This window comes from Streptomyces macrolidinus (genome assembly GCF_023887685.1).
Classification (GTDB): Bacteria; Actinomycetota; Actinomycetes; order Streptomycetales; family Streptomycetaceae; genus Streptomyces; species Streptomyces macrolidinus.
In genome coordinates, this window is sequence record NZ_JAMWMR010000009.1 from 158,260 (window position 1) to 180,162 (window position 21,903).

Sequence of the window (21,903 nt, forward strand, 5' to 3'; positions counted from 1 at the left end):
GGTTCCCGGGCGAGGTCAGGTGACCGAGCGCAGCCCGAGCGGTCCGGCGATCTCCCGGGCCATGACCCGGCCCGCCTCCTCCGCGAGGATCTCGTCACCGAGGCCCTGATCGGTGTCGAGGCCGTCCAGCTCCTCCAGCGGCTGGTTCAGCCGCACATGCGCGACCACGGACTGGAGGGCGCGCAGCGCCGCGGACGCGGTCGAGCCCCAGTTGGAGAAGTACGAGAACTGCCACCACCACAGCGCCTCCGTGGTGCGGCCGGCGCGGTAGTGGACCATGCCGTGGCGCAGGTCCGTGATGACGTCCGCGAGGTCGTCGGAGATCCGGGCCGGGACCGGGGCCTTGCGCGGCTCGTACGGGTCGAAGACCTCCGAGTAGACGTCGACCGGCTCCAGCATGGCGGCGAGGTGCTCGCGCAGGTCGTCCGCGTCGGGCTCCGGGCCGGGGTCCGGCTCGTAGCGCTCCTCGGGCACGATGTCCGCGTGCGCGCCGAGACGACCGCCCGCCAGCAGCAACTGCGAGACCTCCAGCAGGAGGAAGGAGATCGTCGATTCGGGCTCGTCCCCCTTGGCGACCTCCGTGACGGCGACCAGGAAGCTCTCGATCTGGTCGGCGATCTGCACCGCGAAGTCGTCCGGGTCCTGCGTCGTGGAGTGCAGCGTGGCGTCAGACATCTAGGAGTCGTCTCCCCTCGAAGGCGCGACCGAGGGTGACCTCGTCCGCGTATTCCAGATCGCCGCCCACCGGGAGGCCGCTGGCCAGCCGGGTGACCTTGAGGCCCATGGGCTTGATCATGCGGGCGAGGTACGTGGCCGTGGCCTCGCCTTCCAGATTCGGGTCCGTGGCCAGGATCAGCTCGGTCACCGTGCCGTCGGCCAGCCGCGCGAGCAGTTCCCGGATCCGCAGGTCGTCCGGGCCCACGCCCTCGATCGGGCTGATCGCGCCGCCCAGCACGTGGTACCGGCCGCGGAACTCACGGGTGCGCTCGATCGCGACGACGTCCTTCGGCTCCTCCACCACACAGATCACCGACGGGTCGCGGCGCGCGTCACGGCAGATGCCGCACAGCTCCTCCTGCGCGACATTGCCGCAGGTCGCGCAGAAGCGGACCTTCGCCTTGACCTCGAGGAGCGCCTGGGCGAGTCGACGGACGTCGGTCGGCTCGGCCTGCAGGACGTGGAAGGCGATCCGCTGCGCGCTCTTGGGACCGACGCCGGGCAGTCGCCCCAGTTCGTCGATGAGGTCCTGAACCACGCCTTCGTACAACGGACTGCCTTTCGCGAAAGAGCTTCGGTACCAACGTAGCCGGGCTCGTTCCCCGGTTCGCGGGGAGGTGGCCCGTGCCTCCGGACAAGGGCACGGGCCGGTGGACTCAGAACGGCAGGCCGGGGATGCCGCCGCCGCCCAGGCCCTGGGCCAGCGGGCCGAGCTTCTGCTGCTGGAGCGCCTGCGCGTTGTCGTTGGCCGCCTTGACGGCCGCGACGATCAGGTCGGCGAGGGTCTCGGTGTCCTCCGGGTCCACCGCCTTGGGGTCGATCACCAGGCCGCGCAGCTCGCCGGAGCCGGTGACCGTGGCCTTCACCAGGCCACCGCCCGCCTGGCCGTCGACCTCGGTCCGCGCCAGCTCCTCCTGGGCCTGGGCGAGGTCCTGCTGCATCTTCTGGGCCTGCTGCAGCAACTGCTGCATATTGGGCTGGCCACCACCGGGAATCACGATGAAGCTCCTGGTTTCGAACGGTACGACTGTCAGGGTTTCGCACGGCTGTCAGGGCGGAGTGTGCCGCCTGGCACGAGCCTACGTGGTCACCGGAACGCGCGCTGCGGTAGTCCGTCCGGACTTGCCCCGCCCCCGCCACGGCACTCTTTCGAGTGAGTTTGAGAGCGGCCTCATACCTGCCCAAGCCCCACTTCCGGGCGGAAATGCGGTGAAACCGGGAGCCTCACCACGCGGTGGAAGGTAGGAAGGATGCGGCGCTTCAGCACCATGCGTCACCAGGAACGCGCGGAGCGTGCGTCGCGGAACGTTGGAGCCGTACGTAGGGAGTGCCGGGTGAGTCAGCCGGAGATGCAGCCCGAGGGGCCGCCCCGGAGGGGGCGGGGCGATGGTGCGGCGGGGCTGCGGCCGGGCGACCTCCTGGGGCGGCCGTTCCCGCAGGGCGACTGGGGGGAGCCCGCGCCGCGCCTGGACGAGCTGTACCGATGGGTGGAGGACCGGGCGCTGGAGACGGTCACCTGGTATCTCGCGGACCGGGTGGCGAAGCGGCGGTGGGCGCTGCTGCTGCGCGGGGGCGCCGCGCTCGGCGCGGTCTGCGGGGCCGCGCTGCCGCTGCTCGATCTGAGCGGGGTGATGACCGGCGTCGCGCCCTGGGCGTATCTGTCGCTGCTGCTCGGGGTGGCGTGCGTGGCCGCGGACCGGTTCTTCGGGGTGACGTCCGGCTGGATGCGGGACGTGGCGACCGCGCAGGCGGTGCAACGGCGGCTCCAGGCGCTCCAGTTCGACTGGGCGGCGGAGAGCGTGCGCGAGGTGCTCGGACCGGCGGAGGGGACCGCGGGAGAGGCGGCGGAGCGCTGCCTCGTGGTGCTGCGGCGGTTCTCGGAGGACATGGTGGAGCTGGTACGGGCGGAGACCGCGGACTGGATGACGGAGTTCCGGACGGGGTCGGCACCGCTGAGCATCCAGAGCGCGGGGGCGTCCGCGCCCCGGCCGGAGGGCACGGCGCCCGGCCGGTTCGTCCCGCCGACAGGGGCCCGCCCGAACATGCCGCGACAGCGGCCCCCGGAAGCGCGCTGAGGGTTGCCCTGCCGTCCCGGGTCAGTCGGCCTTGGTGAACGTCAGGGTCGCCCCGGTGGTCGTGTTCACGCGCTCGAGGCGGCCGTCCGGCAGGAGGGTCAGCTCCGTCGGTTCGCCCGGGGTGCAGTTCGACGCCGGGCCGACCGAGACCCTGGACGGACCGATCTCCACCGGGCCGTCGCCGCTGGGGCGCTCGGTCAGGTTCGCCAGGAAGAGGCAGTGGTACGGGGCGCCGTTGTCGGCGGGCCCGTCCGCCGACAGGGAGAGCACGGTGTCCCCGACCTCGCCCTGCTGGATGACCAGCCGCCGGGTGTGGTGCCCGTTGGCGTTGTCGATCGAGGTCTGCCAGGTGCCGAGGTAGGCCGTGGGGACGAGGCCCGCCTCGGGCGTCCGTGAGGTCGGCGTCGAGGTCGGCGTCGTGCCCCGGGTCGGGGCCTCGGAGGTGGCCGGGCCGGGGCTCGTGGCCACCGTGGGGCCGGCCGCCGGGCTGCCGCCGCCCCGGGTGCTCCCGTCGCCGCGCATCAGCGCGTACACCGAGCCGCCCGCGCCGATCGCGACCACCACGGCGGCGATGAGCAGCGCCACGGTGGAGCGGCTGTTTCTGCGTCGGGGCTCCGTCTGTCTCGGATCACCTTGTCTCGGGTCGCCGTAGGGGTGCCCCCCGTACGGCGGCGGGCCGTAGGGCGGTGTCGAGCCGAGGGCGGGCCCGTAGCCCGGCGCCGGGGCGCCGCCCCAACCGCCGCCCTGCGGGGGCCCGTACGCGGGCGTCGGGGGCCGGGGGTGCTGCTGCGGGAAGCCGTAGGCCGGGTGCGCGGCGGGCGGTTGTACGACGGGCGGGACGCCCGGCGGGGCCGGGTGGCCGGAGCCGACGACCTGGGTGGGCAGCCGGTCCAGGTCGACGGGCCGACCGGGCAGCGGCGGGACCGCGCCGTTCGGGGTGTCGGCCGCGGGCGCGTGCTCCGGGGAGGCCTCGGGCGCGCCGCCCGCCGGGGCCGTCTCCGGCCGCTTGACCAGCTCGACAGGGGAAGCCGGGGAGGCCGGGACGGCCGGGGAGGCCGGGACGGCCGGGGAGGCCGGGACGGCCGGGGCATCCCCGCTCGCCCCCGCGTTCTCCTCCGGGTCCTCCGTGTCCAGCAGCCGCACCGCCTGGCGGCCGAGCTGGGCGACCAGCGCGCCCGGCAGCCAGGGGTCCCGGCTCCGCCCGCCGGAGACCGTGTCCTCGGCGCCCGTACGCTCCAGGATCTGCGCCGGGGTGGGCCGTGCCGCCGGGTTCTTGCGCAGACAGTCCCGTACGAGATCGGCGAGTTCCTCGGGCAGGTCCGTGAGGTCGGGCTCCTCCTGCGCGATACGGAACATCAGCGCGTGCGCCCCGCTGCCCGCGGCGCCGAAGGGGAGGGCGCCCGTGGCCGCGTACGCGAGGACGGACCCCAGGCAGAAGACGTCGCACGCGGGCGTGATGCGGTCGCCGCGCACCTGCTCGGGCGCCATGAACCCGGGTGACCCGACGAGCGCGCCGGTCCGGGTGAGCCCGTCGTCGGTCAGGGGCTCCAGGGCGCGGGCGATGCCGAAGTCGATGACCCGCGGCCCGTCGATGGTCACCAGGACGTTGGACGGCTTGAGGTCGCGGTGGATGAGCCCGGCCGCGTGGATGTCCTGGAGGGCATGGGCGAGCCCGGCGGCCAGGATGCGCACCGAGCGCTCCGGCAGGGGGCCGTGGTCGCGCGAGATCACGGCCTGCAGGGTGGGTCCGGCCACGTATCCGGTGGCGACCCAGGGGATCGCGGCCTCGGTGTCCGCGTCGAGGACGGGCGCGGTCCAGTGGCCGCCGACCCGCCGCGCGGCCCGCACCTCCTGCCGGAAGCGGGCCCGGAACTCCTCCTGCTCGGCCAGCTCCTGCCGTACGAGCTTGACGGCGACGGTACGGCCCCGGTCGGAGCGGGCCAGATACACGCTCCCCATGCCTCCGGCACCGAGCCGCGCGAGCAGCCGGTACGCCCCGATCCGCTGTGGATCCCCCGCCGCAAGCTTCTCCATCGCCGCGTCACCTTCCCCCCTGTGTGGGCGACAGCCAGAGGATAGTGCTGCCCGCGGACCGTGCCCTCCGTGGACCACGCTGTCCGTCGTAGGTGGACCGTGCTGTCCGTCGTAGAAGGAGTCGGTCGGGGCGGCGCCCGCGGTTCCGTGACGGCCCGCCACTCCCCCGTCCGTGTCCGTCGACTGCCCCGTCCGTGGCTGTCGACTGCCCTGTCCGTGTCCGTCGACTGCCCCGTCCGCGGCTGTCGGCACGCGACAACCTGTCGCGGAAACCCATCGTCCGCAGACAGGACGCCCATGTCACGTCCTCGGCCGGCCCACCTACCCTCGGGCCCATGACGCCTCAGACCGATCCCCAGGCCGGCGCCGCCGTCAAGGCCGCGGACCGTGCGCATGTCTTCCACTCCTGGTCAGCTCAGGACCTCATCGACCCGCTCGCCGTCGCCGGGGCGGAAGGGTCGTACTTCTGGGACTACGACGGCAACCGCTACCTCGACTTCGCCAGCGGGCTCGTCTACACCAACATCGGCTACCAGCACCCGAAGGTCGTCGCCGCGCTCCAGGAACAGGCCGGCAAGCTGGCCACGTTCGCGCCCGCCTTCGCCATCGAGGCCCGGTCGGAGGCGGCCCGGCTGATCGCCGAGCGCACCCCCGGCGACCTCGACAAGATCTTCTTCACCAACGGCGGCGCCGACGCGGTCGAGCACGCCGTGCGCATGGCCCGGCTGCACACCGGCCGCTCCAAGGTGCTCTCCGCATACCGCTCGTACCACGGCGGCACCCAGCAGGCCGTGAACATCACCGGGGACCCGCGCCGTTGGCCCTCCGACAGCGGCACGGCGGGCGTCGTCCACTTCTGGGCGCCGTACCTGTACCGCTCGCGCTTCTACGCCGAGACCGAGCAGCAGGAGTGCGAGCGGGCGCTGGAGCACCTGGAGACGACCATCGCCTTCGAGGGGCCGGGCACCATCGCCGCGCTGATCCTGGAGACGATTCCGGGCACCGCCGGGATCATGGTCCCGCCGCGCGGCTACCTCGCGGGCGTGCGCGACCTGTGCGACAAGTACGGGATCGTCTTCGTCCTCGACGAGGTGATGGCCGGGTTCGGCCGTACCGGCGAGTGGTTCGCGGCGGACCTCTTCGAGGTGACCCCCGACCTGATGACCTTCGCCAAGGGCGTGAACTCCGGCTATGTGCCGCTCGGCGGCGTCGCCATCTCCGGGAAGATCGCGGAGACCTTCGCCAAGCGGCCCTACCCGGGCGGTCTGACCTACTCCGGGCACCCCCTGGCCTGCGCCGCGGCCGTCGCCACGATCAACGTGATGGCCGAGGAGGGCGTCGTCGCGAACGCCGCCGTCGTCGGCGCACAGGTCATCGAGCCGGGCCTGCGCGAACTGGCCGCACGGCACGCCTCGGTGGGCGAGGTGCGCGGCGTCGGCATGTTCTGGGCCCTGGAGTTGGTGAAGAACCGCGAGACGCGCGAGCCGCTCGTGCCCTACAACGCGGCCGGTGAGGCCAACGCGCCGATGGCCGCCTTCGCCGCCACCGCGAAGGCGAACGGCTTGTGGCCCTTCGTCAACATGAACCGTACGCACGTCGTTCCGCCCTGCACCATCACCGAGGCGGAGGCCAAGGAAGGCCTCGCCGCCCTGGACGCGGCGCTGTCGGTGGCCGACAAGTACGCGGAGCAGTGAACGGCGGTCCCCCGACCCCCCAGCGCGTAAGGTGACGTGCTCCGAGCATCACGACAGGAACACGTATTCGTACGCGGATGGGGGACCCAGACCACCATGGCCGGCATTGGCGCCGTTACCCGAAGCACCCTGCGGCAGCAGATCGCGGACGCGCTGCGCGACGAGGTGCTGGCCGGCCGGCTCCAACCGGGCCAGGAGTTCACGGTGAAGGAGATAGCCGAGCAGTACGGCGTCTCCGCCACCCCCGTCCGCGAGGCCCTGGTCGACCTGTCGGCGCAGGGCCTGCTGGACGCCGTGCAGCACCGCGGCTTCGAGGTCCACGCCTACTCGCTGAGCGACTACCGTGCCATGATCGAGGCCCGCGGTCTCATCACCGACGGCCTCTTCCGCCGCCTCATCGACGCCGAGGGCAAGGCCGTCGGCGAGGCCCCCCGGCACAGCCTCGCGCTCGGCCCGATACGCCGCCGCGGCGAGGAGGCCGCCCGCGCCGCGACCGCCGGTGATCTGAACATCCTCATCGGCTACGACCTGCGCTTCTGGCGCGAGGTGAGCGCCCTGGTCGGCAACCCCTACCTCGCCGACTTCCTGCATCGGTTGCGGGTGCGGTCCTGGGTGTGCGCGGTCCAGCATCTACGCGGGTCGACCGGCCTCGGGGACCGGCTGTGGTCCGGACACCCCCGCCTCGTGGACGCCCTCGTGCACCACGACCCTGTCGCGGCGCACGCCGTGGTCACGGACTACCACGCGCACTCCCTCGGACTGCTCGGGCAACCGGCCGAATGAGCGCCCCGGCGACGGAGTCGGCCCGCTGTGGGTAGGAGACCTGGCACAGCCGCGGCTCTCACGCCGACTACGCTGCCTGCACCACACCGATAAACCGAGGAGCTTACCGTTGGCCTGTGACCTGTGGCTGGTCCCGCTTGTCGACGTGTTGTGCCACACCCCCGACAACCCGTTCGCCGAGGAACTCGCCCTCTACGACCGGGCGCTGGTGGAGGTCGGACTGCCTCCGGTGCCGATCTACCAGTACATGCCGGGACTGAACGGCGAGGTGGCACCGGTCGCGGGCTTCGACTACGAGGCGCTGCACTTCCTGCGCCGCGCCTATCTCCTCCAGCTCTCCGGCCTCGCCGTCACCCCGGTCGACCAACTGGGCGGCGACTACGAGCAGTTGCTGGAGATGTTCGAGGCGACGGCCCAGCAGTCGCATCTGGTGTGGCACTACGACCACGCGGGCGCGTATCTCCCGATCGACTTCGCCCATCCGCTCTCCAACGACGAACTCCTGGAGTCCGGCGGCCCGTTGGGATCCAGCCAGGCGCTGCTGCGGGAGCTGGAGTTCGTGGCCCCGGCGATCGGCATCGACCCGGCCAACCCACCCGCCGCACCCGAACCCCCGCTCGCCCCCACGGAGTTGGAGGAACCGGCCGCCACAACTCTCTACGACCCGAGCCCCTTCGCCCGCGAACGGCACGTCTGGCTGGGCCTCCACGCGGCGGCGACACGCAGCCTGGCGCAGGGCTCGATGATCGTCTTCGGCTGAACTCACCGGGCGCCCGCCCGGACTACGAAGTCGACTTCACCGTCAGGTCGCCGTTCGTCGTCGACAGGTCGAGGTGGTACTTGCCCGCCGGGTCGTTGTCGAAGGCCACGTTCCTGTCGCCGTGGGAGGTGTCCGCCGAGATCCGGTACTCGGCGGGCGGGGCCGTGACCGTGAGGCTGCCGTTGGACGTGCGGGCCTTGATGTTCTCCGGGACGGCCGTCCGGATCGTCACCCGGCCGTTCGACGTCTGTGTGTCGATGTCGCCGCCCTTGCCGCCCTTGACGCTGACGCCGCCGTTGGACGTGCGCAGCCTCACGGGGCCCGTCGCGTCGGTCACCGCGATCTCGCCGTTGCTCGTGTGCACGTCGACCGCGCCGGTGCCGGTCAGCGTGAGGCCCCCGTCGGAGGTGCCTCCCGTCACCGGAAGACCGGCGGGCACCTTGACGGTGTAGTCGATCCCGCAGTCCTTGCCGCAGCCGGAGAGCGTCAGGACGCCGTCGTCGACGTGGAAGGACGTGCCGCTCGGCTTGTCACCGCGGTAGTCGACCTTGCGATGCACGGAGATCGTGGAGACGTCGGCCGAAGCGTCCACCTTCACACCTCCGTGCTCGTTGTCGAGCCGGATCGAGGTGACCTTCCGGGACACCTCGGCGTCGTCCTCGAAGGTCTTCTGACCGATGGCCGAGCACGCGGACAGCCCGCCGACCGTGAGTGCGGCCAGAGTCACCGCTGTAAGGACGCGCGTGTGCAAGCGACGCATGAAAGTCCCCCCGTACGGACCGAGTTGAGTCGTCGGTCGATCGTCGGGATCCTACCGAGCCGTGCTCGTGCCACCGCCGGAGAAGCCGCGACGGCCGGTGCAGCGGACCGCACCGGCCGTCGTGTCGAAGCTCCCCGTGGAGCGACCCGTCAGAGGAACGAGTTGATCTCGATCGTCTCGTCCCGGCCCGGACCCACGCCGATCGCGGAGATCGGGGCGCCGGACATCTCCTCCAGGGCCTTGACGTAGGCCTGGGCGTTCTTCGGGAGGTCGGAGAACGTCTTGGCCTTCGTGATGTCCTCCTGCCAGCCGGGCAGGTACTCGTAGACGGGCTTCGCGTGGTGGAAGTCGGTCTGGGAGTAGGGCAGTTCCTCGACCCGGCGGCCGTCGATCTCGTAGGCGACACAGACCGGGATCTGCTCCCAGCCCGTGAGCACGTCGAGCTTGGTCAGGAAGAAGTCGGTGAGACCGTTCACGCGGGTCGCGTACCGGGCGATCACCGCGTCGAACCAGCCGCAGCGGCGGTCCCGGCCGGTGGTGACACCGCGCTCGCCGCCGATGGTGCGCAGCGCCTCGCCGTCCTTGTCGAGCAGCTCGGTCGGGAAGGGACCCGAGCCGACGCGCGTGGTGTACGCCTTCAGGATGCCGATGACGCGGCTGATCTTCGTCGGGCCGACGCCCGCACCCGTGCAGGCGCCGCCCGCCGTCGGGTTGGACGACGTCACGAACGGATACGTGCCGTGGTCGATGTCCAGCAGCGTGCCCTGGCCGCCCTCGAAGAGGACCACCTTGTCGTCGTCGAGCGCCTGGTTGAGGACCAGGACCGTGTCGGCGACGTACGGCTTGATCTGCTCCGCGTAGCCCAGCAGCTCCTCGACCACCTGGCCGACCGCGATGGCGCGCCGGTTGTAGAGCTTGGTGAGGAGCTGGTTCTTGACGTCGAGGGCCGCCTCCACCTTCTGGGTGAGGATGGACTCGTCGTAGAGGTCCTGCACACGGATACCGACGCGGTTGATCTTGTCCGCGTAGGTCGGGCCGATGCCGCGCCCCGTCGTACCGATCTTGCGCTTTCCGAGGAAGCGTTCCGTCACCTTGTCGACGGTGACGTTGTACGACGTGATGATGTGCGCGTTTCCGCTGATCAGGAGCTTGGACGTGTCGACGCCACGCTCGTTCAGACCGCTCAGCTCGGAGAGCAGGACCGACGGGTCGACGACAACGCCGTTGCCGATGACGGGCGTACAACCGGGCGACAGAATGCCGGAAGGGAGGAGGTGGAGCGCATACTTCTGGTCACCTACGACCACCGTGTGGCCGGCGTTGTTGCCGCCCTGGTAGCGCACCACATAGTCCACTGACCCACCGAGCAGGTCGGTGGCCTTTCCCTTGCCTTCGTCACCCCACTGAGCACCGAGCAGCACAAGTGCGGGCACGCGCGTACACCCCTTCCGGGCGGGGCATGTCCAGGGTCAGGGGGCGTACGCGGAGGGTCCACCGCCGCGTGCACCGCGACCGTCGTTGGCCGCAACCGTCGGACCGGATGCCCCGGAATAGACGAAGCCCCTGGCGCAATAGCGCAAGGGGCTCTTGCACAAAGATGCTACCCGAGGAAGCGAGGCAGGACCGAGGTGGCGACTTCCGACCAGCTTCTCGTGGTCATCGACCCGGTCGCCCGTCGCAGTGACGGTGAGGCGGTACGAATCGCGAAAGACGTGCTCAGCGGGGGTGCGACGACCAAGGTGTGCCTGCCGGACAGTCCGGAGGAATTCGCCCGCGCGCTGGCGCGCAGGGGGTCCAGGCGGCCGGTGGTCGTGGGCGACGACGGTGCGCTGCTGCGCGCGGTGGGCGTGCTGCACCGCAGGCGGGAGCTGGCCACGACGGGCCTGTCCCTGGTGCCGGTCGGGACGGGCCTGTCGCTGGCGCGGTCGCTGGGGGTGCCGACGGGGGCGGTGGCGGCGGCGCGGGCCGTGCTGGACGGGGTGGAGCGACGCCTCGACCTGCTGGTGGACGACAGCGACGGGGTGGTCCTCGGGGGCCTGCGGATCCCGTCCGCACCGGGCGTCGCCGCCGGGCCCGGTGCCGTGCCGACGGCCCGGGACGCCGCGCCCGTACGGCCGTGGCTGCGGATGCGTACGTCCCTCGTACGCACGCTGACACCGCGCCCGCCCCGAAGCACGGCCTCTCCCGGGCCGTCGCGGCTGCGGGTCGAGGTCGACGGGGTGATGCTGATCGACCTGGACCAGCCGCTGGAGGGCGTGACCGTGACACCGGGAGGTCCGGGCCTGGCCGAGGTCGAGGTCCGCCCGACTCCGGTGGGGACGCCGCTGCGGATGAGTGGCCGCAGGGTGACGGTGTCGGGAACGGACTTCCGCTACCGAGCGGACGCGGCGGTCGCGGGACCGGTACGGACACGGACGTGGGTGGTGAGAGAGGCGGCGTGGGGGCTCACCCTGCCTGCCGCCGGGTTTGCGGGGGCCGAGGGGGTCTGAGACCTTGCGGGGCCTGGTGCCGGGGCACTGCGGCCCCTGGCCCGGGGTGTCAGTCCTGGCCGAAGAGTTCCTCGCGGTGGGCTCGCCAGCGTTCCATGACCTGTGCCAGCTCGCCCTCCATGAACTCGAAGAAGGCGACCGTCTCCGCCATGCGCTGCCCCGCCGGGGTCTCCGCCCCGAGGCTGTCGACGCCCTCGCGCAGCGCGTGTTCCCAGCGCTTGAGCACCGCGTCGCGGCTGGTGAGCGCCTCGTACCACTGGTCGCTGTGCACCCGGTAGCGCTCGCGCCGCGAGCCGGGCTCGCGCTCACGCCGGACCATGTGCTGCTGAGCCAGATAGCGCACCGCACCGGAGACGGCGGCCGGGCTGACCTGGAGCAGCTCCCCCAGCTCGGCGGAGGTCATCGCGCCGGAGTCGGAGGACAGCAGCGCCGCGAAGACCCGCGACGGCATCCGCGCCATCCCGGCCTCGACGAGCTGCGCCGCGAAGCCCTCCACGAAGGACGACACCGCCTTCGGGTCCCGCTCCACCGCGCTCGACTCCGCCATCTCTGATCCTCCCGCTCCCCGTCCGGCCGCCATGTCCCAGTGTATCCCGCTCGATTTATACGCTTCCTTAACTTCACAAATTTCTGAAAGAAGCGTACGTTCTGAACCATGACGAAGGCCATCACCGTCTCCGGACTGCACAAGGCATTCGGGACGACTCACGCGCTGGACGGGCTCGATCTGACCGTCGAGACGGGCGAAGTGCACGGCTTCCTCGGCCCGAACGGCGCCGGGAAGTCCACCACCATCCGGGTCCTGCTGGGCCTGCTGCGCGCCGACTCCGGCGCGACCCAAGTGCTCGGCAAGGACCCGTGGAAGGACGCCGTGGACCTCCACCGCCGGGTCGCGTACGTCCCCGGCGACGTCACCCTGTGGCGCAACCTCTCGGGCGGAGAGGTCATCGACCTGTTCGGCCGGCTGCGCGGAGGACTCGACCAGCGGCGCCGGGCGGAGCTGATCGAGCGGTTCGAACTGGACCCGACGAAGAAGGGGCGGACGTACTCCAAGGGCAACCGCCAGAAGGTCGCCCTCGTCGCGGCCTTCGCCTCGGACGTCGATCTGCTGATCCTGGACGAGCCGACGTCGGGCCTCGACCCGCTGATGGAAGAGGTCTTCCAGCGCTGCGTGGAAGAGGAGCGCGACCGCGGCCGGACGGTCCTGCTGTCGAGCCACATCCTGAGCGAGGTCGAGGAACTCTGCGACCGGGTGAGCATCATCCGCAAGGGCCGGACGGTCGAGAGCGGATCGCTCGCCGATCTGCGCCATCTGACCCGTACGAGCGTCACCGCCGAACTCGCCGGACCGCCGAACGGACTCGCGCAGCTACCCGGCGTCCATGACCTCGACATCCAGGGGCTCCGCATCCGGCTCCAGGTCGACACGGACAAGCTGGACGCGGTCCTGCGGTCACTGAGCGAGTCGGGCGTACGGTCGCTGACCTCGACGCCGCCCACGCTGGAGGAGCTGTTCCTGCGCCACTACCAGGAGGACCTCCAGGAGAACGTCCGGGCAGCGGCGGTGCGGTCATGAGCGTCGCAGCACCGGCGGTCGCGGCACGCGCCGCACACTCCGGTCAACTGACCGGCACCCGCACGCTGTTGAGGTTCGCGTTGCGCCGGGACCGGGTGCTGATCCCGGTCTGGGTCGCGGTGAACACGCTGATGGTCCTGTCGATGCCGGGCACCCTCAAGGGCCTGTACGACACCCCGGCCGCACGCGCCGACCTGGTCGGCCAGTTGGCCACCAACCCGTCGCTGCGCGCCATGGTCGGACCGCTCTTCGGCGACTCGATCGGCGCGCTCACCGCCTGGCGCGCCGGTGTCTACGCCGGGCTGCTCGCCGCGGTGACGAGCCTGCTCGTCGTCGTACGGCACACCCGGGACGAGGAGGAGAGCGGACGGCAGGAGCTGATCTCGTCGGCGCGGGTGGGACGACGCGCCCCGCTGACGGCGGCGCTGCTGGCCGCGGCGGTCGCGAACGGCGTACTCGCGCTGCTGATCGCCGGGGGCCTCGCGGGCCAGGGCGGCGCCGGGGCGCTGGCGACGGGGCTGGGGATCGCCGGGGTGGGCATGGTGTTCGCCACGATGACGGCGATCGTCGTCCAACTGACCGAGAGCGCACGGCTGGCACGCGGGCTGACGAGCGCGGTGCTCGGCGCGGCCTTCGTCCTGCGCGCGGCGGGCGACGCGTCGACCGACGACGGCTCGTCCGCGCTGACCTGGCTCTCGCCACTCGGCTGGCTGGAGAACGTACGGCCGTACGCGGACGAACGCTGGTGGGTGCTGCTGCTGTTCGTGGCGGCGACGGCGGCCCAGGGCGCGGTGGCCTACGTCCTGGCGGGCCGCCGTGACGTCGGCATGAGCTTCCTGCCCACGCGGCCGGGCCCCGCCGCCGGACGCCTGGGCTCGACGGGCGCGCTCGCCTGGCGGTTGCAGCGCGGGAGCGTACTGGGCTGGAGCATCGGCTTCTTCGTCGCGGGCGTCGTCTACGGCGGGCTGGCGGACGGGGCGACCGACCTCGTCGGCGACAACGCCAAGGCGCGCGAGATCTTCCAGCGCATGGGCGGCCACGCCGCGCTCACGGACGCGTTCCTCGCGGCGATGGTGGGGATGATGGGCCTGGTCGCGGCCCTGTACATCGTGTCGGCCGTCCTGCGCCTCGCGGGCGAGGAGACCTCGGGACGCGCGGAACCGGTTCTGGCGAACGCGGTGGGCCGACTGCGCTGGGCCGCCGGTCATCTCGTGATCGCGTTCGGCGGCGCGACCCTGATCATGCTGGTGGCGAGCCTGGGCTTCATGGTGGGCTTCGGCGGGAAGCCCGGCCCGATCCTGGGCGCCTGCCTGGTCCAGCTCCCCGCGGTATGGGTGATCGGCGGAATCGCGGTCCTGCTCTACGGGGTACTGCCCCGAGGCGCGATGGCGGCCTGGGCGGTGGCCGGGGTGACGCTGCTGATCGGCTGGGTGGGCCCCGCGCTGAACGTCCCGCAACTCGTCCTGGACCTGTCACCCTTCGGCCACCTGCCGAAGCTGCCAGGCGGGGAAATGCAGTGGACACCGGTGCTCGCGCTGACGGTGCTCGCTGCGGCGCTGGTGGCTGGGGGGCTGGTGGGGGTGCGGAGGCGGGATGTGACGGGCTGAGACCTTCAGTCGACGTACTTCCTCAGTTCCTCAGTGTCGAGATCGATGTTGACGGGGGCCGGGAGGCTGACCTTGCTGCCGATCGCCACCGCATGGACATCCCGGTACTTGCCCTCCGGAACGGGGTCACAGTGCACGACGACCGAGAAGTTGTCCCGGTCGATCAGCAAGTAGACGGGGATGCCCGCCTCGGCATAGGCCTTGGGCTTCTCCACGCGGTCCCGGCTGTGGGTGTCCGAGTCGTACGAGGTGATCTCGACCGCCATCAGGACACCAGCGGGCTCGGCCCAGTCGCCTTGGCCGCTGAAGTGACCGACCGGTGCGAGCAAGGCGTCAGGCCGAACCCGGCCCTTGCGGTAGGCCTCGACCTTCAGCCCTTGAGCCGTCGTGTTGAGAGTGAGCTCAGGCCGTGCTTGCTTGCATCGGAAGGCCAACCACATCGCGATCTCACCATGGTTGCCGTCCGTCACCTTCTTGACCTCGATCCGTCCGCCGATGAACTCCAGCCTGACGGTCTCGTCCACCTGGGCGGCGTATTCGGCGATCAGCTCGAACGTGTCCACTGACATCTGAGACGACGCGTGCTCTGCCATAACCGTCATGGTGCCTCCCTTCGCAGGCATGCACCAGCATGCCGAACCGCTGACGGCCGACATCCCGGCTCCCAACATGATCATCCGAACGGGTGATCAGCCGATCTCCACGCTCAGCCCCTTCAGGCCCCTCATCACGAAGTTCGGCCTGCGCTCCGGGGGAGCCGTGAGACGCAGCGTCGGGGCCCTCTTCAGCAACGCCCGCATCGACGCCGCCAGTTCGATGCGGGCCAAGGGGGCGCCGATGCAGTAGTGGATGCCCGCGCTGAAGGAGATGTGCGGGTTGTCCTCGCGGGTCAGGTCCAGGCGGTCCGGGGTGTCGAACACCGCGGGGTCGTGGTTCGCCGAGCCGAAGAGCATCGCGATCTCCGCGCCGCGTGGGATCACCGTGCCGTCGATCTCGATCTCGTCCAGCACCCAGCGTTCGAAGAGCTGGAGCGGGGTGTCTTGACGTGCTCCCTGGCCTGAAGTCCAGGGATTCCGGCCTGGGTCGTCTGACCCTTCCGGGGGCTTCCTGCTTCACCGCGCTGTGCGGGCACGTGTGCCCGTCTGACCGGCGCTCCACAGGCGTTTGGCGTCTCCGCCCGTCCGGCGGCGACGATGCGGCGTCCTTCGAACAGGACGTTGCGTGCTGCGTTGTGGTCGCGGTCGTGCACGGTCCCGCACTCGCCGCACGTCCACGCGCGGACGTGCAGGGGCTTGGGTCCGTCCCGGAAGCCGCAGGCCGAGCAGACCTGAGAGGACGGGAAGGCGCGGTCGACCTTGGCGAAGGTGCGGCCGTGCAGAGCCGCCTTGTACTCCAGCATGCCGACGAACGCGGACCATCCCGCGTCGTGCACCGACTTGGCGAGCCGGGTGCGCCCGAGGCCGGACACCGCGAGGTCTTCCACATACACCGCTTGGTTGTCGCGAATGATCTGTGTGGAAGTCTTGTGGTGCCAGTCCCTGCGCCTGTCGGCCACCTTGGCGTGCTGACGCGTGACCTTGATGCGGGCCTTGGCCCGGTTCTTTGAACCCTTGACCTTGCGGGACAACTCCCGCTGAAGACGCTTGAGCTTCTTCTCCGCCCGGCGGAGGAAACGCGGGCTGTCGATCTTCGTCCCGTCGGACAGGACCGCGAACGCGGACAGGCCGAGGTCGATACCGGCGTCGGTCTCCACCTCCGGGAGGATGTCCGGGTCGGTGTCCACGACGAAGCTGAGGAAGTACCGGCCCGCACTGTCCTTGGTGACGGTCAGGGACGTCGGGGCCGCCGGAAGGCGGCGGGACCACTTGACCTTGAGGTCGCCGACCTTGGCCACGTACACGGTGCCGTCGTCCTGGAGAGTGAAGGCGTTGGTGTTGAGGCGGATCGACTGCCGGGTGTCCTTCTTCGACTTGTAGCGAGGCGGCCCGACCCTCCGCCCCTGCCGTTTGCCCTTGATCGAGTCGAAGAAACTCTTGTAGGCGGCATCCAGGTCCCGCAGGGACTGTTGCAGGCCGACCGCTGACACGTCGGCGAGCCAGGCGCGTTCTTCGGTGCGCTTGGCCTGCGTGATGCGAAGCCGGGACAGCTCGGCCGACTTCACGTACGGCAGTCCCGCCGCGTGCGCTTGTTTCCGGTCGCGCAGGCAATCGTTCCACACCACGCGGGCGCACCCGAACGCCTGGGCCAGCGCACGGCGCTGGGTGGCATCCGGGTAGGCCCGGTAGTTGTAGCGGAGCCGCATGACCAAGACATTACGACAATTGGCCTCATGAGATGAGAAGAACGACTACAGGCGGGGACAGGCACGTTGGTTCGGCGATGCATGTGCACATGGTCTTCGTGACGAAGACCGGCGTGGAGTCTTCAACGACGAGATGCCGACACGCTGCGAAGAGATCATGCGCAAGGTCTGTGACAACTTCCAGGCGGAGTTGAAGGAGTTCAACGGCGAACGCGATCACGTCCGCCTCCTGGTGCACCACCCGCCCAAGGTCGCCGTCTCGAAGCTGGTCAACAGCCTCAAGGGCGTCTCCGCTCGCCGGATACGGCAGGAGTTCACCGGGCGGATCAACCACGCCATCCCGCACGGACACCTATGGTCGCCCTCGTACTTCTCCGCATCGTGCGGCGGAGCACCGCCGGCGATCGTCCGCCAGTACATCGAGCAGCAAAAACGTCCGCTCCAAGGCATACGTCAGAACAGTCTTGAGATGCACCCATCCCCGGCGTGAACGCCGGGGCTTTCAGCAAGAGTCCCGGTAACCCGACGGCCGTACCAGCCCCGACTCGTAAGCGAACACCGCGGCCTGGGTACGGTCGCGCAGGCCCGACTTCACCAGGATGCGGCCCACATGCGTCTTCACCGTCTGCTCGGCCACGACGAGCCGCCCGGCGATCTCCGCGTTCGACAGGCCCTGCGCGATGAGGGCGAGGACCTCCGTCTCCCGCTCGGTGAGATCTCCGACCCGTGCCTTGAGCGGGGCCCGGGGGGTGCTGTCGAGGCGGGAGAACTCGGCGATCAGACGCCGGGTGATCCCGGGGGCCAGCAGGGCGTCGCCCGCCGCCACCACCCGTACGGCTTCGGCCAGTTGGTCGGCGGAGGCGTCCTTGAGCAGGAAGCCGGAGGCCCCGGCGCGCAGGGCGTCGTACACGTACTCGTCGAGGTCGAAGGTGGTGAGCACCAGGACCTTGGGGTGCGGGGTCTTCCCGGTGATGCGGCGGGTCGCCTCGATGCCGCTGAGTTCGGGCATGCGGATGTCCATCAGGACGACGTCCGGGGCGAGTTCGGCGGCCCGCTCGATCGCGTCGCGGCCGTCGACGGCCTGCCCGACGACCTCGATGTCGGGCTGCACGTCGAGCAGCACCGTGAAGCCCTGCCGGACCATCATCTGGTCGTCGGCTATCAGGACGCGGATGGCGGGGCTCGTCATCGGTTCATCTCTCCTGTCGGGCCGTCCGGCTCGTAGTTCGGCTCGTAGTCCTGCTCGTCTTCGGGATCGTCACCCGGTGGAGGGCCCGCCGGGCCGGGGAGGAAGCAGTCCACGGCGAATCCGCCGCTCGCCGTCTCGGACGCGACGAGGGTGCCCCCGAGCATCGCGGCACGCTCCCGCATGCCGAGCAGACCGTGACCCGCGCCCGGGGACGGCGAAGCCGAGTGCGTGGGGCGGGAGTTGACGACCTGCACCCGCACACCCCGTGGAACGTAGCCGAGTTCGACACGGACGGTGGAACCGGGCGCGTGTCGCAGGGCGTTGCTGAGGGCTTCCTGGACGATCCGGTAGGCCGAGAGTTCCACGCCGGAGGGCAGCGGGCGCACTTCGCCGGTGGTCTCGGCCTCGACCTCCAGGCCCGCGGCACGGGTGTTCTCCACCAGGGCGTCGAGCCGGTCGAGGGTGGGCTGCGGGGAGTCGGGGGCCGTGCCGGTGCCACTGCCGATGCCGTACGGGTCCTCGGGGTTCTCCGCGCGCAGGACGCCGAGGACGCGGCGCAGTTCGGTCAGGGCCTCCAGTGCGTTCGCGCGGATGCCGTCCAGGTTCTCCCGCAGTTCGTCGGGCGGGTCCTTCACCAGGTGCGGGGCGACCTGGGCCTGGATGGAAATGACCGACATGTGATGGGCGACGACGTCGTGCAGTTCGCGCGCGATGCGGTTGCGCTCCTCCAGGAGGGTGCGGCGGGCGCGCTCCTCGGCGGTGACGGTGCTGAGTTCGACGAGTTGCGTGCGGGCCTCGCGTCGGCCGCGCAGCACGCCGCCGACGAGGACGACGAGGAGGAAGACGACCAGCGCCGCCGGCGCGGTCTGCATGGTTCTCACGGGGGCGGGCACGGAGAGAAGGGTCACCGCGGCGGTCACCGCGAGGACCTCGGCGCAGACGCGGGTACGGGCCCGCAGAGCGAGCAGGAGCAGGACGACGGCACACGCGAGGACGGACTGCGCCGTCCAGGGCCACGGCGGCAGGTGCGCGGCGCCGGGGAGCGGACGCGGTACGACGAGCGCGGGCACCGTGGTGGACTCGGGCGGCCGGACGGACGGGGTGGTCAGCCGGGCGAACTGGTTGGCCACGACCATCGCCGCCAGCGACAGCCACCAGGCGGGCAGCGGACGCCACAGGGCGAACACGACGGCGCCGCCCTGGACGAGCGCGATCGCCGTGGCGAGTCCGCCGGGCAGGCCGTAGCCGCTGGTCAGTTCCTTCGGCGCGGAGACCGTCAGGAGCAGCGCGATCAGGCCGACCAGGACATGCGGCGCGAGGCCGAGGCCGCGCGGACGCGACAGCGGCGGCAACGGGGCGGCGGCGAACGTCCCCAGATCGTCCCGCATGACCCGCGCCAGCCTCCGCAGACGGCGCGGCTTCTCGGACCTGGGCACCTGCTCGGGCCGGGACACCGGTTCTCGCCGCGCCAACGCTTCCCCCATCCGAACCACCCTAGCGCTGTCGATCCCCCTGACTACGGCCGCCCGGCCCGGCGGGCGGCCACCACGCGGGAGCGTCGGGCCCGGCGCGGCCCCTGTTCATGGATGCCGAACGTGTACCAGCACAGGGCGAGGACCAGGGCGAACACCGGCAGCCAGGCCAGCCGGGCGGCCACCCAGCCCAGACCGTCGGGGGCGGTGTGCAGGCCCGGCAGTCGCCCGACGAGCAGGCCGGTGGCGGTGGTCGCCATCAGGGCCGTCTGATGCCAGAGGAAGATCGTCATCGCGGAGAGGTTCACCAGCGCCACCGCCGCCCAGGCCAGGGGCCGGCGCATCGCCCGGCGCAGCGGTTCCCGCAGCAGCAGGGCCAGTCCGCACTGGGCGAGGCCGAAGGTGATCGCGGCCAGGGTCGGCGGGTCGAGGTTCGAGACGGCGTCGCCCGGGACGCCGACCATCGACGCCGGGTAACCGGCGAACAGCACCAGCGCCGCGGTGGCCGCCGTGCCGCACGACAGCAGCACCCAGCCCGCGCGGCGGCCGGTCAGCTCGCCGCGCGTCCAGCTCGCGCCCAGCGTGTACGGCACGAGCCAGCCCGCCGCGAGGTTCGCCCAGCCGAGCCAGGACGGCCCGCCGAGCGCGAAGCGGATCAGGTCGACGTGGAGGACGACGGCCAGGGGCCACAGCGGGCTCAGCCGGGTCAGCAGCGGTGTCGCGGCCGTCAGCGCGGCGAAGACCAGCAGGAACCACAGCGGCGACAGGGCGAGCTTCACCAGGGTGTGGACGGTGTCGCCGTCCGCGCCGGACACCAGCAGACAGACCGTCGCGACCGTCCACAGCGTCAGGACCGCGGCGACGGGCCGGAACAGCCGGGCCGTACGGGTGCGCAGCCACGCCCCGTACGAGACGCCGCGCGCGCGTGCCCTCGCGTACCCCTTGGTGGCCACCTGGCCGCCCACCAGGAAGAACACGGCGAGCGTCTGGAACACCCAGGAGATCGGGGTGAGCCAGGGCATGAAGTGCAGCGGGCTCGCGGTGTGCAGGGTGGCGCCGTCGGCGACCAGGGCGGTCACCAGCCAGTGGCCCAGGACGACACCGAGGATCGCGAAGGCCCGCAGGGCGTCGACCGCGCGGTCCCGCTCCACGGGGGTGGCGGCGTCCACGCGACGGGCCGCGGTACGGAGGATGCTTACGGGGCGCAGCGGCCGGGGAGCCTCAACGGCCAGGGGAGCGCGGTCCGTTGCGATCCTCGCGGTGAGGACCGGCCGGTGGTGGTTCGCTCGGTCACGCATGGTCCGCCTCCGGTGTCCGGCCGAGCACGATCCGCGCGAGGTTGGCCACGCTGACCGAGCCCGGTGCGAAGTAGTCGCTGTGGCCGCCGTCGCCCGCGTCGAAGACCCGGGCGCCGTACGCCGCGGACACCGGGTCGGTGCCGAAGCCGACGGTCGTGCCGAACGCCGTCACCCGGGTGTGGGGCACATCGGCGATCCAGTCGCGGGCACCGCGGGCCGCCCAGACACGGGCGCGGGTGTGCAGGTCGGCGGCGGAGTCCACGCCGGTCCCGGGGCTGCCGACGAGGACGATGTCCCGCACCTCGGCGGCGGGCGCGGTGCGGGCGCAGACGACGGTGCCGTAGGAGTGGCAGAGAAGCGAGATACGGGCCGACGGGCCCACCAGGCCGCGCAGTTGACGCAGGAAGCGCGTCAGTCCGGGGGCCGCCTGCTCGGCCCGGCCCGTCGTGAGGGCGTCGGTGCTGAGCATGCGGGGCGTGTCGTAGCCGAGCCAGGCGATGACGGCGGTACGGGGGCCCGTGCGGTGGTGCAGGGCGAGCGCGCCCGCGCGGAGGCGCCCGTAGGTCTCCAGGGTCGTGTCGGAGCCGGGGACCAGCACCGCGATGTGCTCCGCCCGGGTCAGGTCGCCGAAGACCTCCGTCGCGCGTCCCGTGCCCCGGCCGTCGAAGGCCAGCAGCTTCCGGGACGTGGAGGCCAGGGCGCGGTCCGCCGTGGCGCGACGGCGGTCGCCGTGGGCCGTGGCCATCCGCGCGGCCTCGGCGGCGTCCGCGCGGTTGGCCGCGTAGATCGTGGGGAGCGTGGCCGCCGACAGCGGGGGAAGCGTCGCCGGGGGCGGGGCCGGGACCCGAGGGCGCCCGGCGGCGGAGAGGGGTACGACGACAGCGCCCACGACCAGGGCGGCGAGCAGCGCGCGCCCCAGGCGGCCGGGGCGTGCGCCCTTCCGGCGTCCGAAGCCGCGCGTCGCCCTCCCGTGCTCGGCCCCCGCCGATCCGCTCCCCCGCAGCCCCATGCCGCCCTCCCCTTCCGCCGGGCCGCCTCAACGGCCTGTCCAGGACGGGAAGTTACGAAGCGCGACGCGTCACCGGCATCACGCCGGAGAACTCATCTCAGGGGTAGCTCTCAGGTATGACAGGTATGACGGAACAGC

20 protein-coding genes and 2 pseudogenes are annotated in these 21,903 nt (G+C 71.5%); 8 read left to right on the forward strand and 14 right to left on the reverse strand.

The genetic code is table 11. The annotated features are described in order from the left end of the window. Window positions 1-15: 15 nt before the first annotated feature. The 3 genes from NGF19_RS13620 to NGF19_RS13630 form a co-directional block, all read right to left on the reverse strand. Window positions 16-675: a DUF5063 domain-containing protein gene (locus NGF19_RS13620; protein ID WP_252425119.1), complete on the reverse strand. Its 660-nt coding sequence runs from the start codon at window positions 673-675 to the stop codon at window positions 16-18. Continuing rightward, window positions 668-1,267, reverse strand: coding sequence for a recombination mediator RecR (recR, locus tag NGF19_RS13625; RefSeq protein WP_252425120.1), 600 nt, complete (start codon window positions 1,265-1,267; stop codon window positions 668-670). Before recR ends, NGF19_RS13620 begins: the two co-directional genes overlap by 8 nt. Before the next feature lie 106 nt (window positions 1,268-1,373). Beyond that, window positions 1,374-1,715 carry a YbaB/EbfC family nucleoid-associated protein gene (locus NGF19_RS13630; protein WP_252425121.1) on the reverse strand — a complete coding sequence of 114 codons (342 nt, stop codon included), beginning with the start codon at window positions 1,713-1,715 and terminating at the stop codon, window positions 1,374-1,376. 336 nt (window positions 1,716-2,051) lie between these two features. On the opposite strand from NGF19_RS13630, the gene NGF19_RS13635 reads away from it, so the two are divergent. After that, on the forward strand, window positions 2,052-2,792 hold the full coding sequence (locus NGF19_RS13635) for an SLATT domain-containing protein (RefSeq protein ID WP_252425122.1): 741 nt from the start codon (window positions 2,052-2,054) through the stop codon (window positions 2,790-2,792). Between the two features lie 21 nt (window positions 2,793-2,813). On the opposite strand, the gene NGF19_RS13640 is transcribed toward NGF19_RS13635, so the two are convergent. Continuing rightward, complete coding sequence (locus NGF19_RS13640) at window positions 2,814-4,826, reverse strand: serine/threonine-protein kinase (protein WP_252425123.1); 2,013 nt, start codon at window positions 4,824-4,826, stop codon at window positions 2,814-2,816. 335 nt (window positions 4,827-5,161) lie between these two features. Between NGF19_RS13640 and NGF19_RS13645 the strand changes: the two genes are divergently transcribed. The 3 genes from NGF19_RS13645 (at window position 5,162) to NGF19_RS13655 (ending at window position 8,063) form a co-directional block, all read left to right on the forward strand. Next, window positions 5,162-6,520, forward strand: coding sequence for an aspartate aminotransferase family protein (locus NGF19_RS13645; RefSeq protein ID WP_252425124.1), 1,359 nt, complete (start codon window positions 5,162-5,164; stop codon window positions 6,518-6,520). Window positions 6,521-6,616: 96 nt separating this feature from the next. Continuing rightward, window positions 6,617-7,303, forward strand: a complete 687-nt coding sequence (locus tag NGF19_RS13650; RefSeq protein ID WP_252425125.1) for a GntR family transcriptional regulator — start codon at window positions 6,617-6,619, stop codon at window positions 7,301-7,303. A 109-nt stretch (window positions 7,304-7,412) separates the two neighbouring features. Beyond that, window positions 7,413-8,063, forward strand: a complete 651-nt coding sequence (locus NGF19_RS13655) for a putative DNA-mimic protein (RefSeq protein ID WP_252425126.1) — start codon at window positions 7,413-7,415, stop codon at window positions 8,061-8,063. Window positions 8,064-8,085: 22 nt separating this feature from the next. Here the strand turns inward: NGF19_RS13655 and NGF19_RS13660 are convergent, their stop codons facing one another. Both NGF19_RS13660 and NGF19_RS13665 read right to left on the reverse strand, forming a co-directional pair. After that, window positions 8,086-8,790: a DUF4097 family beta strand repeat-containing protein gene (locus NGF19_RS13660; RefSeq protein ID WP_252425127.1), complete on the reverse strand. Its 705-nt coding sequence runs from the start codon at window positions 8,788-8,790 to the stop codon at window positions 8,086-8,088. 182 nt (window positions 8,791-8,972) lie between these two features. After that, window positions 8,973-10,256 carry an adenylosuccinate synthase gene (locus NGF19_RS13665; protein ID WP_252425128.1) on the reverse strand — a complete coding sequence of 428 codons (1,284 nt, stop codon included), beginning with the start codon at window positions 10,254-10,256 and terminating at the stop codon, window positions 8,973-8,975. 195 nt (window positions 10,257-10,451) lie between these two features. Between NGF19_RS13665 and NGF19_RS13670 the strand changes: the two genes are divergently transcribed. After that, on the forward strand, window positions 10,452-11,312 hold the full coding sequence (locus NGF19_RS13670; protein WP_252425129.1) for a diacylglycerol kinase family protein: 861 nt from the start codon (window positions 10,452-10,454) through the stop codon (window positions 11,310-11,312). Window positions 11,313-11,361: 49 nt separating this feature from the next. On the opposite strand, the gene NGF19_RS13675 is transcribed toward NGF19_RS13670, so the two are convergent. Next, entirely contained in the window at window positions 11,362-11,859 is a 498-nt protein-coding gene (locus NGF19_RS13675; protein WP_252425130.1) for a GbsR/MarR family transcriptional regulator, read from the reverse strand. Between the two features lie 108 nt (window positions 11,860-11,967). Here NGF19_RS13675 and NGF19_RS13680 point away from each other — a divergent pair, with 108 nt between their 5' ends. Then, window positions 11,968-12,888 (forward strand): ABC transporter ATP-binding protein, encoded by a 921-nt coding sequence (locus NGF19_RS13680; protein WP_252425131.1) that lies wholly within the window; start codon window positions 11,968-11,970, stop codon window positions 12,886-12,888. Continuing rightward, complete coding sequence (locus tag NGF19_RS13685) at window positions 12,885-14,495, forward strand: ABC transporter permease (protein ID WP_252425132.1); 1,611 nt, start codon at window positions 12,885-12,887, stop codon at window positions 14,493-14,495. Before NGF19_RS13680 ends, NGF19_RS13685 begins: the two co-directional genes overlap by 4 nt. 5 nt (window positions 14,496-14,500) lie before the next feature. Here the strand turns inward: NGF19_RS13685 and NGF19_RS13690 are convergent, their stop codons facing one another. The 3 genes and pseudogenes from NGF19_RS13690 to NGF19_RS13700 all read right to left on the reverse strand — a co-directional run bounded on the left by NGF19_RS13690 (window position 14,501) and on the right by NGF19_RS13700 (window position 16,797). Beyond that, complete coding sequence (locus tag NGF19_RS13690) at window positions 14,501-15,097, reverse strand: Uma2 family endonuclease (protein ID WP_252425176.1); 597 nt, start codon at window positions 15,095-15,097, stop codon at window positions 14,501-14,503. An 87-nt stretch (window positions 15,098-15,184) separates the two neighbouring features. Then, window positions 15,185-15,541 (reverse strand): annotated as a pseudogene (locus tag NGF19_RS13695) (cytochrome P450); the annotation flags it as partial. Then, the gene (locus NGF19_RS13700) at window positions 15,472-16,797 is read right to left on the reverse strand and encodes an RNA-guided endonuclease InsQ/TnpB family protein (RefSeq protein WP_252425133.1); all 1,326 of its coding nucleotides are present in this window, start codon (window positions 16,795-16,797) and stop codon (window positions 15,472-15,474) included. The gene NGF19_RS13700 and the pseudogene NGF19_RS13695, both read right to left, overlap by 70 nt. 34 nt (window positions 16,798-16,831) lie before the next feature. Here NGF19_RS13700 and tnpA point away from each other — a divergent pair. Then, a pseudogene (tnpA, locus tag NGF19_RS13705) lies at window positions 16,832-17,287 on the forward strand (IS200/IS605 family transposase); the annotation flags it as partial. Between the two features lie 12 nt (window positions 17,288-17,299). Here the strand turns inward: tnpA and NGF19_RS13710 are convergent. From NGF19_RS13710 to NGF19_RS13725, 4 genes are read right to left on the reverse strand one after another with little or no spacing between them, the layout of a single operon-like run. Further along, window positions 17,300-17,986 (reverse strand): response regulator, encoded by a 687-nt coding sequence (locus NGF19_RS13710; RefSeq protein WP_252425134.1) that lies wholly within the window; start codon window positions 17,984-17,986, stop codon window positions 17,300-17,302. Further along, window positions 17,983-19,470, reverse strand: coding sequence for a sensor histidine kinase (locus tag NGF19_RS13715; protein WP_252425135.1), 1,488 nt, complete (start codon window positions 19,468-19,470; stop codon window positions 17,983-17,985). The genes NGF19_RS13710 and NGF19_RS13715 overlap by 4 nt, the downstream gene beginning before the upstream one ends. Before the next feature lie 32 nt (window positions 19,471-19,502). Continuing rightward, complete coding sequence (locus NGF19_RS13720) at window positions 19,503-20,756, reverse strand: acyltransferase family protein (protein WP_252425136.1); 1,254 nt, start codon at window positions 20,754-20,756, stop codon at window positions 19,503-19,505. Further along, window positions 20,749-21,765: an alpha/beta hydrolase gene (locus NGF19_RS13725; RefSeq protein WP_252425137.1), complete on the reverse strand. Its 1,017-nt coding sequence runs from the start codon at window positions 21,763-21,765 to the stop codon at window positions 20,749-20,751. The genes NGF19_RS13720 and NGF19_RS13725 overlap by 8 nt, the downstream gene beginning before the upstream one ends. Window positions 21,766-21,903: the final 138 nt, after the last annotated feature.